Origin of the sequence: Halobacillus litoralis (genome assembly GCF_004101865.1) — a bacterium.
GTDB lineage: Bacteria > Bacillota > Bacilli > Bacillales > Halobacillaceae > Halobacillus > Halobacillus litoralis_A.
Window position 1 is genome coordinate 3,548,818 of sequence record NZ_CP026118.1, and the last position, 14,693, is coordinate 3,563,510.

The window sequence follows — 14,693 nt, forward strand, 5'->3', positions numbered from 1 at the left end:
TCTTTTCCTAAGGGGGAAAAATGATGACTCGACTGAACATGACACGTTCTAAGGTGTTAGATGTAGCCTGCCGCCTATTTTACAGCCAAGGATTCAATGGGACATCCGTGAGAGATATTGCAAAGGCTGCAAATGTCAATGTCTCCTTGATCCATTATTACTTCAAAAGTAAGCAAGGTCTTTTTGAATCGCTTGCTGTCAGTTATTTTGAACCTTATCTTGAGATGTTAGAAAGTGAGCAACTTACTGACGATGATAATCATTTGAATTCTTTAGTGAGGAAAATTTTACATTATAAACAATCCCATTATCAACTATCCTGTTTGCTTTATCGGGAATTAACTTTGAATACCGTTTTTGCTCGTGAGATGCTTGTTACTTATTTAGCGAAGGAAAATCATCTTTTCATACAACTTCTTTTTCAGAAAAACTCTCAAATCGAAGTGACTTTTAAAGAGAAGCTTTGCCTTCTACAATTAAAGGGGCTTCTTAATGCACCATTCATGATGCCTCAGGAGTTCAAGGATCCTTTTATAACAGAAGCATCCATAGACCATTTCGTCAGGGTGTATAGTGAACTTATGAACGATCATCAATCTGTACAATTGATAGCTGCTAAAATGTAAGCAGCTTTTCATCTATATCATCCAGACCTTGTGTAATAGCTGAAGATTTATGAGCATCTGAACCATAAATCAGAGGAATCCCCATTGAGGAAGCCCGTCTCGCTAAATTTAGAGGTGGATAAGTTTCTTTGCAATGGGGTTTTTTTGTACCTGCCCCATTGTAATCAAGTGAAAAGTCATTGCTTTTCACAAATTCAAGGAAATCGACCGCATATTCCTTCCACTGTTCCGGAGCAGGAAATAAATGATGAAATTTCTTAACAAGTGTCATATGACCGATACGCTTTGGTTTAAATTCACCCAGGTCGCTCAAAATTGATTTCTTAAGTGTCTGAAAATACTTTTGGTATAAATGGTCATTACTACCGATGTCCTCCATAGAAGCCCTGTACATTTCAGGACTATAATCAATACAATACCAATTGTTTTTGCCTTTCAAGAAATGTACAGACAATATACTATCATCCATATGAGGGCCATAAATATCCAAAAAGTGCTTGGTCTCTTCCTCGAACCCCTCAATATAGTCAACCTCTAACCCCTTTTGAATGATGATGTCTTTTTTATAGTTTTCTTTCATTTTCTCAATATCCGTGAAATAATCATCGATCTTTTTTGAATTCATCCCACTATCTTTTTCAGGGACAGGGTCTGAAAAAGAAGGAGGTAATGGAGCGTGTTCTGTAAATGTCAGAGAGTGATAACCGGATTGGATTGCCTTTTCAATATATGATTTTAAGGAGTCAGTTGTGCCGTGAGGGCAGTAGGGTGAATGGACATGTCCATCTCTCATATCACATTTCTCCTTTGCGTTTGAATTTTTTGTCAATATGATAATAAATTTGAAATATTTTAGCCAAAAGTATGATTTACATGGTATCATTATAAACAACTAAATCATATATCGGAACGTAATACATCCGTATGACACGTTTATTGTAAGGAGGCTATTTATGAAGTTTGTCATAGGGGCTATTTTACTACTTATTGCATTGTTCATCATAGGGCTGATTTGGCGGAAAAAAGTCTATGATGAAGTAGATCGCCTAGAAGGTTGGAAAATGGATATCATGAATCGGCGCGTCACCGAAGAGTTATCCAAGGTGAAGAATTTGAACCTTTCGGGTGAGACTCAAGAGAAATTCGAGAATTGGCGGAACCGATGGGATCGAATCCTTACAAAAGAACTGCCGGAGCTTGAAGAAGATCTCTTCGATGCAGAGGAAGCAGCTGATCGATATCGCTTGAAAAGAGTGAAAGTAGTGTTAGCTCAGACCGAAAAGAAGTTATTGAACATTGAAGAAGACATTAAGAGAATGTTGGAAGAGTTGGAAAACTTACTCGATTCCGAAAAACAGAGCCGGATTGAAATTGAAACGATGGAGCCGGAATTAAAAGATTTAACGAAAGTGTTGATTCAAAACCGGCACCAATATGGAAAAGCGATTCATGTTTTTGAACAGCGCGTTGATAACCTGAAGGATCAATTAGGTGAATATGAAAGGTTGGCAGAACAAGGGGACTATATTGAAGCTAACGCTTTAGTGAAGAATATCCGTGAAGAAATAGTAGCGTTACATGAAGGCATACAATACTTCCCGGATCGTTACAAAAAAGCAAAATCAGAGCTGCCTGAACAATTGAAAGAATTAAAATACGGTTTGGACGATATGAAAGCTGAAGGCTACCGGGTTTCCCACTTTGATTTCTTGCCGGAAATACATAAATATGAGCGTTCATTGGAAGAAATGGTTGTCCAACTTGAACAGGGAGACGAAACGGAAGTTGAAGAGACTTTAAATGAAATAGAAGTACGTATTCAAGAAATGTACCAACTGCTTGAAAGTGAAGCGATTGCTCATCATTATGTAGAAAAACAATTGGTTCCACTTAAAGCCCAATTGGACGAACTGGACTATTTGTTGACAGATACGGAGCGGGAATTGAAAGAAATACAAATCACATACCAACTGGAAGAAGAAGACTTGGAATCATATCGAGGCGTCAAGAATTGGTTCAACCAATTAAAGAATCGGATGACGAGTATCGATTTCAAACGTGAAGATGGAGAGACCTCCTATGCTGCTCTCCGGGAAGATTTAGAACAAGTCCAGGAGCAAGTGGGAGAACTTCAAGAGCAGCACGGTTATTTCAACGAGCGGGTCCAGAGTCTCCGTAAAGATGAGCGTGAAGCTAAGAAGAAACTTGCTAACATGGAAGAATTACTTTTGGATACACACCGTCGTTTGAAGCGTAGTAACATTCCGGGCATTCCCACTTCGATCTATGAAGATATGAAACTGGCAAGTGAGAAGGTTGATGAAGTTTTTCAAAACCTTGAGAAGCAGCCATTGGATATGACGGTTGTTCTGGTGAAATTAGAGGAAGCTGTAGAGATGACTGAACAATTAAGCCAGGATGCGGAAAAAGTGATGGGAAAAGCACACTTTGCAGAGCGAGTGATTCAGTATGGTAACCGCTACAGAAGCAAGTATCCTCTCCTGGCTGCAAAACTCTTAGAGGCAGAAGATCGATTCAGAACTTTCCATTACGATGAAGCTCTGACATTAGCAGCAGAGGCCATAAAAGAAGTGGATCCGGATTTATTTTCTAAGATTGATTTAGAAGAAGAAGTACTCGTGTAGGAAGTGTTACTATGAAAAAGCTTTTACTGTTTGGTTTGGGAACGGCCATGATTCTTGTGTGGACCAGCGTATTATTGCTTTTCCTGTGGTCTCCATCAAATGGAGATGACGCGGTGGGCAATCATAGCTTAGCCCTCCATTCACCTACCTCTGGCAAAACTCTTAGCGAACAAGAAACAGCGAATTTCCTGGTTGAAATACATGAACAGACCTCTGAAACCCAAACCATAATCGGGAAACAGGTTATTACAAAAAGGTGGATCGATGATGTTAATGAAGATGGAAAGCTAAGCATCGATACTCTTTTGGAAACTCTGGAACTGGATGAATCAGAATCAGATAATAGTTGAAAACAAGCACCTGCAGGTTAAGCAGGTGCTTGTTTTACTTTGTAAAGGCATTACCAGGGAAATGTCGCAGTTTATTTGATAAAAATGTTATGATAAAATAATGGACTGCAATTTGAATTCAAAGGAGTCAAAGCTCATGATTTATTTAGATAATAGTGCGACAACCCGACCACTTCCGGAAGTGTTGGACAGTTTCCAGAAAGCAGCTGACCAATATTATGCGAACCCTTCCTCTGTCCATAGCTTTGGAAGCGAAGCAGAACGTCTGTTAGAACGTTCAAGGAAACAAGCTTCCAGCTTGTTGCAGGTAGATCCTCAAGAAGTGGTATTCACCTCAGGTGGAACGGAAGGGAACAATATGGCAGTCAAGGGGATTGCTTTTCAACATCAGACGAGAGGAAAGCACTTGATTACCTCCCGAATTGAACACCCTTCTGTAATCCAGGCATTTGGTGCACTAGAGTCTTTGGGCTTTGAAGTCACTTATATAAATGTAAATAAGGATGGGAAGGTTAATCTGGAGGAGCTTAAAGGCGCTCTTAGAGAAGATACCACCCTTGTAAGTATCATGTCGGTGAATAATGAGTTAGGAACGCTCCAGCCGATTAAAGAAATAGGCCAGATATTAAAAGATTATCCAAAAATATTTTTTCATGTTGATCATGTCCAGGGCATAGGGAAAATCGATTTACCAATAAAGGATTGGGGCATAGACTTGTGTACAATTTCCGGCCATAAAATCCATGGCTTAAAGGGTACAGGAGCGTTGGTCGTTCAAAAGTACGTGTCTTTATTTCCTTTGCTTCATGGTGGCAGTCAAGAGTCAGAAGTTCGGGCTGGTACAGAAAACCTGCCAGGGACGGTCGCTTTTGTGAAAGCTCTTCGTTTACTACACGAAGACCAAATTGGTAAGAGCGATCACTTACGCACGCTCAGGCATTTGCTGTGGACAAGTTTGAAAAAACGCTCTTATTGTCAGATCAACTCTCCTAAGGATGGAGCTCCACATATCGTCAATTTTTCGATTCCAGGCTATAAGCCGGAAGTCGTGATCCACTCCTTAGGAGAAAAGGGGATTTTCATCTCTACGAAATCAGCTTGTTCCTCAAAACAGCCAGACGTAAGTACAGTATTAAAAGCTTGTAATCTGGATCATGACCTGACTACATCCGCTCTCAGGGTAAGCATGTCTTATCAAAATAATGAAAAAGAAATAGAGAAGTTTCTTGAAATTTTAGACACAACAGTAGAAAAATTACAGCAAACGATGGGGTGAGTATCAATGAATTTTGATCGTATAATGATTCGATATGGAGAAATGGCTCTAAAAGGAAAAAATAAAAAAGCATTTGAACAGAAGTTACAGAGCAATATCGCACGTATGTTAAGAAAACATCCTGAAACAACCATTCAAAAAACTCAAGGACGAATGTTCGTTCATCTGAATGGCGAAGACCCTCATGAAGTTATGCAAAAGTGTCAGAATGTGTTTGGTATCCATAGTCTCAGTTTTACTGTAAAGGTGGAAAAAGAAGAAGAACAAATGAAAGAGGCTGTTCTATTGGCTTTTAATGAGGCGAATGATGCTAAGTCGTTTAAAATATCTTCCAAACGAACGGATAAGACATTTCCTATACCATCTCAAGAAATGAATCCTATACTCGGTGGTCATATCTTAAGGAATACAGAGAATGTAAAGGTCGATGTCCACAATCCTGATGTCGAAATAAAAGTGGAAGTTCGTCATGAAGGAACTTATGTAACCGCGCAGGACTACCCGGGGGGTGGGGGTTTACCTGTTGGAACCACGGGTAAAAGTTTGCTTATGCTTTCCGGCGGTATCGACAGTCCTGTCTCTGGTTACCTGACAATGAAGCGGGGAGTTGAGATTGATGCTGTTCACTTTCATTCACCTCCATACACTAGTGAACGCGCCAAGCAGAAAGTCATAGATTTAGCCCAGGAATTGGCAAAATACGGGTCAAAAATCAACATTCATGTTATTCCATTCACAGGTATTCAACAAAAAATCCACAGGGAGATGCCTGAGGGTTATAGTATGACAATCATGAGGCGAATGATGATGAGAATCAGTGAAAAGGTCGCTTCAAAAGAGAATATTTTGTCGCTTACAACAGGAGAAAGTCTTGGCCAAGTGGCAAGTCAAACGATGGAGAGTATGAACACGATCAATGAAGTGACCAATTATCCGATCGTTCGTCCGTTAGTCTCTATGGATAAACTTGAAATCATTGACATCGCTCGTAAAATCGGAACCTATGACATTTCCATACGCCCGTTTGAAGACTGTTGTACAGTGTTTGTTCCAAAAGCACCTAAAACTAAACCGAATCGGGAAAAGGCGAATTATTATGAATCCAACGCAGATTTCACCCAAGATATCGAGGACGCCCTGGAAGAATCCTATGTTATTGAAGTGACCGCAGACCACGTTAAAACAAATCAGCAGAAAGACGATGAATTCAGTGATTTGTTATAATCTCAGATAAAAGCTCCTGCCTGGAAGAGGTAGGAGCTTTTTTAACATCCAGGACATTTATTAAATGCAATCCTGGGAAAGAAGGAGGCAGGATAAGCCACGCTATGTTCCATTGTACCTGTCATTTTGTTATTAATGGGTCAAGATAGTTCTCTTTTTATGGAATTTATGATATAGGTAGTACTAAAAGGTGAGAGGGAGTGCCGAAATGAAGCTTTGGTATGGTGGGAAAATCTATACAATGAAAAACGAAGGAGAATGGGTAGAAGCAGTAGTTACTTCAGAAGGGCAAATCGTTGCCGTTGGGGACACACCAGATCTGTTCTCGGCTTATGAAAATAAAATCACACAAGAACACGATTTAAAAGGTGCCGTTATGTATCCAGGATTTACAGATAGTCATTTGCATATCATCGGACATGGTGAAAGATTGATGCGTCTTGATTTAACCTTCATGAAATCTGCAGAAGAGGTTAAACAAGCATTGGAGCTCCATGTAGAGCAGGTGCCGCCAGGTGAATGGATTATCGGTGATGGTTGGAATGAAAACCAGTGGGAAGATAAACGCATCATACATAAGGATGAGCTGGATGAAATTTCTTCAGAGCACCCAATGATGCTGACTAGGGTATGCCGCCATGCCCTTTTAGCAAATACAAAAGCGATGGAGCTTGCTGGCATTACTGAAGAAACGAAAGACCCGCAAGGAGGAGTTATTGTAAGAGATGAAGATGGGGCAGCTTCAGGGTACTTTCATGACCAGGCTCAGGATTTGGTCAAAAAAGCGATGCCGGAAGTTACGCCGGAATATTTACGCAAAGCAACTGATTTAGCAGTGAAGGATATGCATGCCTATGGTTTAGTTGGAGGTCATAGTGAAGACCTCAACTATTATGGTGGATTTCGAAAAACTTATGATGCCTTTCAACATGTGATTGATGGGAAGGAAACGAAATTCAGAGCACATCTATTAATTCACCATGGTGTTATCGAGGATGTTGATAAAGAGCAATTAGGTTATAAGCAAGGAACAGATTTTGTGGAATTAGGAGCGTTGAAAATCTTTTCCGATGGGGCGTTGGGAGGACGGACAGCTTGGTTGAATGAGCCTTATGCTGATGCTCCAGGAAAATATGGGGTAGCGATTCATACTAAAGAGGAGCTTGCGGGGCTTGTTGATGAGGCTAGGAAACGTGCTATGCCTGTAGCGGTACATGCGATCGGGGACGGAGCTGTCGAAGCTGTGGCACAGGCGATTAAAGCTAATCCATTGCAGAATGGGGAACGTGACCGTATTATTCATGCTCAGATTTTAAGTCCATCCCTCATTGAGAAGTTACAGGAATTAGATGTAGTTCTGGATATCCAGCCTACATTTGTTGCATCAGATTTTCCCTGGGTTATAGAACGCTTAGGTAATATGCGTCTGAAAAATTCATATTCCTGGAAGACTCTGCTCGATGCAGGGGTTAAATGTGCCGGAGGATCTGATGCACCGATAGAAGAAATAAACCCTTTACTAGGTATCCGGGCGGCTGTGGACCGTCGTGCCACCTACGATCATGCTGTCTATCAAGCAGAAGAAAAGCTATCTGTTTATGAAGCCGTATCCCTTTACACAAAAGGAAGCGCACAAGCAATCCATAAAGAAGATGAACAAGGTATGATACAGGAAGGGTTTCTGGCTGATTTCACTGTGCTGGACAGAGACCTGTTTGCTCTGAAGCCTCATGAATTAGCTGACGCTAACGTCACGATGACAGTGGTAGATGGAGATATCGTCTATCAACGCTAGACAATTAGATGATCCTTTGTATTTATGATGATGATTCGATAATTAAATGCAACAGAAAACAGCCAGGTTGGTTTTTCTTTTCCAACTCTGGCTGTTTTTCTTTATCAAGCTTTTCTAATTTTTATTACCTACATATAGATCCGAGCCTAATCTAAAAAGGTGCGTTGGACCCGGTTCCAGTACGTATTGTCCTTTAATTTGACGGTTTTAATGACTTGGTTGCTCAGATTGACGGTAACATCATGAATGTTTCTGATAGAAAAGGCTTCGTTATCCATTCCAATGAGTGGGTGATCGTTACCGTCTTGGCGGACAGTGAGTTTCAATGTGCGTTCACCGCTCAGAATGAAAGATGATCCAAGGGTACGGTACCTGTTGTTATTCAAAGAGGCGAGTTCGCTGATCTGGAAACAAGGGAGCTTTGGATCTACGACGGCTCCTTTTGTTGATTTATTATATCCAGTACTCCCCGTCGGCGTAGCTATTATTAAGCCATCACCACGGAACGTTTCAAAAAGCAGGTCATCAATGTATACATCTATTACAATCGATTTGATCAATGTGGAACGAACACTGCATTCATTTAAACAGTGAAAGGTCGATTCGTTATTAATGGTCGTTTCAATCAATGGAAACCTTCTGACTTCCACTTCAGAATTTTTCATGGCGTCAATCATTTCATCATGATCATCGATATCGAAATCGCAATATAGGCCAGCTTCATTTTGACTTCTTATTCCGACGTACAGACAATCTTGACGGAAGCCTGTTTTACGAACAGCTTGCAAGAATGTGCCATCTCCACCAACTGCAATGATGATGTTTGCTTCACGGGAGTCTTCGACGACATGGAAATCGTTGTCTCTGGCTAATTGGAACAGAGATTCCAACTTATCATTCAATTCTTTATTTTGATGATAATAAAAGAATAGGTTTCTACGGTGATCGTTCATAAAACATCCTCCTCTTATGTATAGCTTGTAGTCATTTTACCATTTCATTCTTGTAACCGCACACAATATTCACAAGAATCGGTAAAGTTTATCATTGTTGAATTGAGAAGTAGATTCCGATATGGTTGAGTTAGATAAAAATGCAAAAATGTACGTTTGTGTCGGCACATCAGTGTTGGAAAGCTGTGCAGCTAATTTTATGAATTCCTCGACAGTGAAGGAGAATGATTTATGAAGCAAGAGCAAGTGGAAAAGCTATTTCAATGGGTGGATGAAACAGCCACCACCATTTCAGAAGATATGAATATCACATACCTTGAAGCGATTGCGGAAACAATGGACGTGCTTTTTAATGGTCAACCTTTTGATGATATGAGTGAAGGGTTGCAGACACACCTGACTAATGAACTCTTGAAAATGAAAAAAGAAGAATTTGAAAAAGAAGAAATCAGAAAGGCTACACAACTTACCATTCTTAAAGGAATGAAAGGCGCTACTCAGCAACAGCATTTGATTACTCCGGATTCAGTTGCTATGTTCATGGGTTACTTAGCTTCAAAATTGTTTGAAGACCAGAAGGAATTAAAGTTATTTGATCCCGCTTCCGGTAGTGGTAATTTAATCACCTCTGTCATGAACCAGCTGGAGATGGATTTAACAGCCTATGCCAGCGAGGTGGACCCCACTTTGATTCAATTGGCAGTGGCTAATGCCAACCTTCAAAAGAACGAAATTGAATTTTTCCACCAGGACAGTTTAGCTCCTTTCTTGATGGAGCCGGTAGATTTCGTATTGGCTGATCTGCCTGTGGGATACTACCCCGACGATGTCCAGGCTTCTCGATATAAGCTGAAAGCCGGAGATGGGCTTTCATATGCTCACCATTTGTTTATCGAGCAAGGATTGAATTACACAAAAGAAGGCGGATACCTGATGTTTATCGTACCGAACTTCCTGTTTGATAGTGATCAGTCCAAAGCTTTGAATTCTTTTTTGAGAGAAGAGGCTCATATTGTAGGTATGCTTCAGTTGTCTGATTCTCTATTCAAAGATGAAAAGCATGGTAAAAGTATATTAATTCTTCAGAAAAAAGGAAACGGTGCTGAAGCTCCAAAACAAGCCTTGCTGGCGAAGTTACCTTCATTCAAAAATCCAGATGCCATGTCCGATATTTTGGGGCAGATGAATCAATGGTTTGATGATTATAAAGCAAAGCAATTGTGAGAAAATACCGAATATAACAAGTAAACGTTATCATATCTTATCCACCTTGAAATCGGTGATGACGGGTGATTAAATAGTAGTGGTAGAATATTATGAACCTAAAACTTAAGGGGATGAGCAACATTGAGTAATAAAATTCTTGCTATAAACGCAGGCAGTTCATCACTGAAATTCCAATTGATTGAAATGCCTGAAGAAACAGTCATTACCAAGGGCCTTGTTGAACGAATCGGCCTTGATGACGCAGTTTTCACAATAGAAGTAAATGATGAAAAAGATAAATCCGTTACAGATATCCCAGACCATGGCGAAGCAGTAAGACTGCTTTTAGATAAACTGACAGCTAACGGGATTATTGAGTCTCTTGAAGAAATAAATGGTGTAGGACACCGTGTCGTCCATGGTGGCGAGCGTTTCAGTGATTCTGTTCTTATCACAGATGAAGTCATTGAAGAGATTGAAGAAGTTTCTGACCTGGCTCCATTGCATAACCCAGCCAACCTGACAGGCATCAATTCGTTCCGTGAAGTTCTGCCGAATGTACCTCATGTAGCTGTTTTTGATACTGCGTTCCACCAGTCTATGCCGGAACAATCCTACCTTTACAGCTTGCCTTATGAATATTATCAAGAGTACGGGATCAGGAAGTATGGTTTCCATGGTACTTCTCACAAGTATGTATCAGAGCGTGCCTCTGAAATGCTTGGGCGCCCTGTAGACCAGCTGCGTCTGCTTTCCTGCCACCTGGGTAACGGAGCAAGTATTGCGGCGATCGAAGGCGGGAAATCTATAGATACGTCTATGGGATTCACTCCACTTGCAGGGGTAACAATGGGCACACGTTCTGGTAACATTGATCCTGCTTTAATTCCTTTCATTATGGATAAGACAGGGAAGACAGCAAACGAAGTCATGAACGTATTGAATAAAGAAAGTGGCATGCTCGCTCTTTCCGGATTCTCCAGCGATTTAAGGGACATTGAACAGCGTGCAGAAGAAGGGGATGAGCGGGCCGAGTTAGCACTGGAAGTATTCGCCGCGCGTATCCACAAATATATTGGATCATATGCTGCAAGAATGCATGGAATCGACGGAATCATTTTCACAGCGGGGGTCGGTGAAAATAGCACTTCTATTCGTGAGCGTGTATTGAAAGGTTTAGAGTTCATGGGTGTTTATTGGGACCCTGCTCTTAACCAAGTACGTGGTAAAGAAGCGTTCGTCAACTATCCGCACTCACCGGTTAAAGTCATGATCATTCCGACGAATGAGGAAGTCATGATTGCTCGTGATACAGTTGAAAAAGGACTATAATGTAGTAAAAGCAATTGCTCTTTGTTTTGACATCGAGCAATTGCTTTTTTTTAAGCTTTCAGGCTACAATATATGGTAAGACACAAAGTCCAAGGGGGAAGCGCTTTGTCACAAAAACGTATACGTGCGGAATTGGATATATGGCTGGAACAATATCAAAATTACCAACCGAATGATTTTGAAATGATGTACGATGATTGGATCCGTCAAAGCTTCACCAACATAGACCCTGGAGTCAGAAAGAAGCTCTTTTCCAAGTTAGATGACTGGTTCTTCCATACACATGCTTTTTTACAAGGTACCTCCTACCAGTATGAAGCAAGAGAAAGAATTTTGATGGTAGGTAGGATTTTTTCTCCCCGTATTGAGCGGATTGAAGATATGGAAAGGGAGCTGACGGTCGAACAGTTAACTTACATAGCAGAACAACAAATGGCGAGAGGCCGTCTCTATTCTTTTGCCCAAGGGGGACTGACGGGTGCTGGAGGGTGGTTTTTACTCGGTATCGATTACCCGCTGATGATGCTTATGAACATTAGGGCGATCCAGTTAATCGGGTTAACATTTGGCCACGAGATGAATCATCCTTATGAGATGATGGTATCCCTGAAAGTTTTTCACGCAGCGACTTTGCCGAAGCGTCTTAAAGCAGGAGCCTGGAATGAGTTGATGCGGGAAGTTAATGAGAAACAACACCCCTATATTTTTGAAGGGGATGATCAATTGACGGACGAAGCATGGCTTGAGCAACCGATGAAGCAATGCTTCAAGTCTATGTTCATTCTTATGTTTCGGAAAAAACTTGTTCAGGGATTGCCATTTATCAGCATTGCTATAGGTGCTTATTCGAATTATCATCTAACCAGACAAGTCACTGAATTTGCTATGAAATTTTATCAATATCGCCATCTTATCAATCAGGAAGGTGAAAATTAATGTCACAAGAACATCTTACGACACACCTCAGGGACCCTATAGGGTGTATGGTACTTACAGTAAGCGATTCCCGAAACGAAGAAACAGATAAAAGCGGTCAAATAATGATAGAAATGTTGAAAGCGCAAGGGAACGAACTTGTGCATTATAATATTGTTGCGGATGATAAGCAGGAGATACAGAAATGGGTGAAAGCAGGTAAGAAGCATCCTGAAGTGGAAGTTATCTTATTAAATGGCGGAACTGGAATAGCAGGACGTGACGTCACGATAGAATCACTCTCAGAGTTGTTGGAAAAAGAGATCCCTGGTTTCGGAGAGCTATTCAGAATGTTAAGTTACAATGAAGATATTGGTTCAGCGGCTATTCTATCACGAGCAATGGCAGGTAGCATCGCAAATACAGCTGTTTTTTCTACTCCTGGTTCTTCAGGCGCTGTAAAACTTGCAATGGAGCGTTTGATTTTACCAGAACTTCCTCATGTTGTACATGAATTGAAAAAAGATCAATAAAAAGGGAGCCCGAAATTCGAAGGGCTCCTTTTGTCAATCATTCTCAATTGTTGCAGGGCTGTCCGGTCTAACGACAAGCACATCACAAGTAGCGTAACGGGTAATGTGTTCAGAAACACTTCCAATGAAGAAACGTTCCATAGCATTCAACCCGGTCGCACCACATATGATTAAATCGGCTTTGTATTTCGGAGCGACATCTTTAGCAATTTTCACTTTTGGTGATCCATATTCGATATCGACAACAACGTTAGTTACTCCTGCCTTTTCTGCTTTCTGCTGGTAATCATTTAATAGCTCTGTTGCATATTGCTCTGCCCGAACCGCTAGTGAGCGGTCGTAAGCTTCTACAGTAGCAAAAGCACGGGTATCAACGACATGAGCTAAGATCAACTTGGCATTATTTCTATTGGCAATGTCAATGGCTTTATTAAACGCGACCTCTGCTGTTTCTGATCCATCCACAGCGACTACGATATCTTTATATTCAAAAGTCATGCTTGATGCCCCCTTCCTAATGGTTACTTATATTATATCATGCTAAAAAGCTTCATAGATATATGATCCATGCATAATTCAAAGAATTTTGTGAATATTAAAGAAGAGGTGATGATTTGGAAAAGCCAAAAGACCAGCTGCAAAAAGAGGATGAGAGGTCACAGAAGGTGTTGACATCCTTAAACGAGAGTTATCAGTCAGGTCAAAAGAAAAAAGATGACCATTAATAACATACCCCGACAGCCTGAAAATTTGTCGGGGATGTCAAAATCGGATCGTTGTGTTCATAATCCAAGTAAAAGAGATGAAGACTGAGGGGAATTGTATGCTTCCTACATATTGATAATAGCTGATTTGCCTTGGGACTACATTATAGATGACCATAGAAAATCCTCAGGATGAATCCCCAGCAGTGAAACCGATTGGTGTTTTATAGTAAAGTGAATATAAGAAGAGATTTCTATAGATGGCAGGAAGTGGAGGGGCGGTCAATGAGACATGCAATTATTACAGCCGGGACGAAAGGTTTGGGGCGAAAAGTCACAGAACGCATGTTGGCCCGAAATTGTTCTGTTACTGTGACTTATTTGAATGACGAAAAAAAAGCCTTCTCATTACTGGAGGATTTTCCTTTGAAGAAAAACCGGATACAACTTGTAAGAGCTGATGTAACGGATCAAAAAGATGTAGGAAATATTGTCCGACGTGCAATTGATGAGTTTGGCCGTATTGATTACTTAATCAATAATGCCGGTCCATATATATTCGAACGTAAGAAATTGATGGATTATTCTAATGATGAGTGGAACGCTATGATCAGAGGAAATTTGGACGCAGTTTTTCAATTATTGAAACTTACTGTGCCTTATATGAGAAAACAGCAATTCGGGCGAATCATAAATTACGGCTATCAAGGGGCATCATCTGCTTCAGGGTGGATTTACCGCTCTGCATTTGCTGCAGCTAAAGCAGGCTTAGTTTCCTTGACTAAGACTATTGCCTATGAAGAAGCAGAACATGGCATCACTTCCAATATGATTTGCCCTGGTAACATCGTAGGACAGTGGAAGGAAGCCTCTATTGAAGAAAGCAGAGGGAGCGAAGATCTAGAAACACCTATTGGACGACCAGGGACTGGAGAAGATATTGCAAGAATGATCGAGTTTTTGTGTCATGAAGATTCTGACATGATTACCGGGACAATTCATGAAGTAACTGGTGGGTTAGATGTCATTCACAGACACAGGTAAAAGCCTGTAAAGTCTTAAGTGCAAGGAAAAACTATAGTTTTTCAGTTGTGTTTGATACAATGAAAGGGCTTTCATTGATTTTCTATCAAT

At 40.7% G+C, this 14,693-nt stretch carries 14 protein-coding genes; 11 read left to right on the top strand and 3 right to left on the bottom strand.

Going from position 1 to position 14,693, the window contains the following annotated elements:
* The first annotated feature begins 23 nt into the window (after positions 1–23).
* Positions 24–626 carry a forespore capture DNA-binding protein RefZ gene (gene refZ, locus HLI_RS17515; RefSeq protein ID WP_128526199.1) on the top strand — a complete coding sequence of 201 codons (603 nt, stop codon included), beginning with the start codon at positions 24–26 and terminating at the stop codon, positions 624–626.
* Here refZ and hisJ read toward each other — a convergent pair.
* Positions 616–1,419 (bottom strand): histidinol-phosphatase HisJ, encoded by an 804-nt coding sequence (hisJ, locus tag HLI_RS17520; protein ID WP_128526200.1) that lies wholly within the window; start codon positions 1,417–1,419, stop codon positions 616–618. The two genes, refZ and hisJ, sit on opposite strands and share 11 nt — an antisense overlap.
* Positions 1,420–1,579: 160 nt before the next feature.
* Here hisJ and ezrA point away from each other — a divergent pair, with 160 nt between their 5' ends.
* The 5 genes from ezrA to HLI_RS17545 all read left to right on the top strand — a co-directional run bounded on the left by ezrA (position 1,580) and on the right by HLI_RS17545 (position 7,916).
* Complete coding sequence (gene ezrA, locus HLI_RS17525; RefSeq protein ID WP_128526201.1) at positions 1,580–3,271, top strand: septation ring formation regulator EzrA; 1,692 nt, start codon at positions 1,580–1,582, stop codon at positions 3,269–3,271.
* Between the two features lie 11 nt (positions 3,272–3,282).
* Positions 3,283–3,621 (top strand): hypothetical protein, encoded by a 339-nt coding sequence (locus HLI_RS17530; protein ID WP_128526202.1) that lies wholly within the window; start codon positions 3,283–3,285, stop codon positions 3,619–3,621.
* Between the two features lie 136 nt (positions 3,622–3,757).
* Positions 3,758–4,897 (top strand): cysteine desulfurase family protein, encoded by a 1,140-nt coding sequence (locus HLI_RS17535; protein ID WP_128526203.1) that lies wholly within the window; start codon positions 3,758–3,760, stop codon positions 4,895–4,897.
* Positions 4,898–4,903: 6 nt separating this feature from the next.
* Positions 4,904–6,121: a tRNA uracil 4-sulfurtransferase ThiI gene (thiI, locus tag HLI_RS17540; protein ID WP_128526204.1), complete on the top strand. Its 1,218-nt coding sequence runs from the start codon at positions 4,904–4,906 to the stop codon at positions 6,119–6,121.
* Positions 6,122–6,329: 208 nt separating this feature from the next.
* Positions 6,330–7,916 (top strand): amidohydrolase, encoded by a 1,587-nt coding sequence (locus HLI_RS17545; protein ID WP_128526205.1) that lies wholly within the window; start codon positions 6,330–6,332, stop codon positions 7,914–7,916.
* A 146-nt stretch (positions 7,917–8,062) separates the two neighbouring features.
* Here the strand turns inward: HLI_RS17545 and HLI_RS17550 are convergent, their stop codons facing one another.
* Positions 8,063–8,869 carry an NAD kinase gene (locus tag HLI_RS17550; protein ID WP_128526206.1) on the bottom strand — a complete coding sequence of 269 codons (807 nt, stop codon included), beginning with the start codon at positions 8,867–8,869 and terminating at the stop codon, positions 8,063–8,065.
* A gap of 231 nt (positions 8,870–9,100) precedes the next feature.
* Between HLI_RS17550 and HLI_RS17555 the strand changes: the two genes are divergently transcribed.
* The 4 genes from HLI_RS17555 (at position 9,101) to HLI_RS17570 (ending at position 12,855) form a co-directional block, all read left to right on the top strand.
* Complete coding sequence (locus HLI_RS17555) at positions 9,101–10,093, top strand: class I SAM-dependent methyltransferase (protein WP_128526207.1); 993 nt, start codon at positions 9,101–9,103, stop codon at positions 10,091–10,093.
* A 186-nt stretch (positions 10,094–10,279) separates the two neighbouring features.
* On the top strand, positions 10,280–11,407 hold the full coding sequence (locus tag HLI_RS17560) for an acetate kinase (protein ID WP_241656017.1): 1,128 nt from the start codon (positions 10,280–10,282) through the stop codon (positions 11,405–11,407).
* 105 nt (positions 11,408–11,512) lie between these two features.
* Positions 11,513–12,343 carry an EcsC family protein gene (locus HLI_RS17565; RefSeq protein ID WP_128526209.1) on the top strand — a complete coding sequence of 277 codons (831 nt, stop codon included), beginning with the start codon at positions 11,513–11,515 and terminating at the stop codon, positions 12,341–12,343.
* A complete protein-coding gene (locus HLI_RS17570; protein WP_128526210.1) occupies positions 12,343–12,855 on the top strand; it encodes a MogA/MoaB family molybdenum cofactor biosynthesis protein in 513 nt (170 codons plus the stop codon). Before HLI_RS17565 ends, HLI_RS17570 begins: the two co-directional genes overlap by 1 nt.
* A gap of 33 nt (positions 12,856–12,888) precedes the next feature.
* Here HLI_RS17570 and HLI_RS17575 read toward each other — a convergent pair whose 3' ends face one another.
* The gene (locus HLI_RS17575; protein ID WP_128526211.1) at positions 12,889–13,353 is read right to left on the bottom strand and encodes a universal stress protein; all 465 of its coding nucleotides are present in this window, start codon (positions 13,351–13,353) and stop codon (positions 12,889–12,891) included.
* A 491-nt stretch (positions 13,354–13,844) separates the two neighbouring features.
* Between HLI_RS17575 and HLI_RS17580 the strand changes: the two genes are divergently transcribed.
* Positions 13,845–14,603 (top strand): SDR family oxidoreductase, encoded by a 759-nt coding sequence (locus HLI_RS17580; protein ID WP_128526212.1) that lies wholly within the window; start codon positions 13,845–13,847, stop codon positions 14,601–14,603.
* The last annotated feature ends 90 nt before the right edge of the window (positions 14,604–14,693 follow it).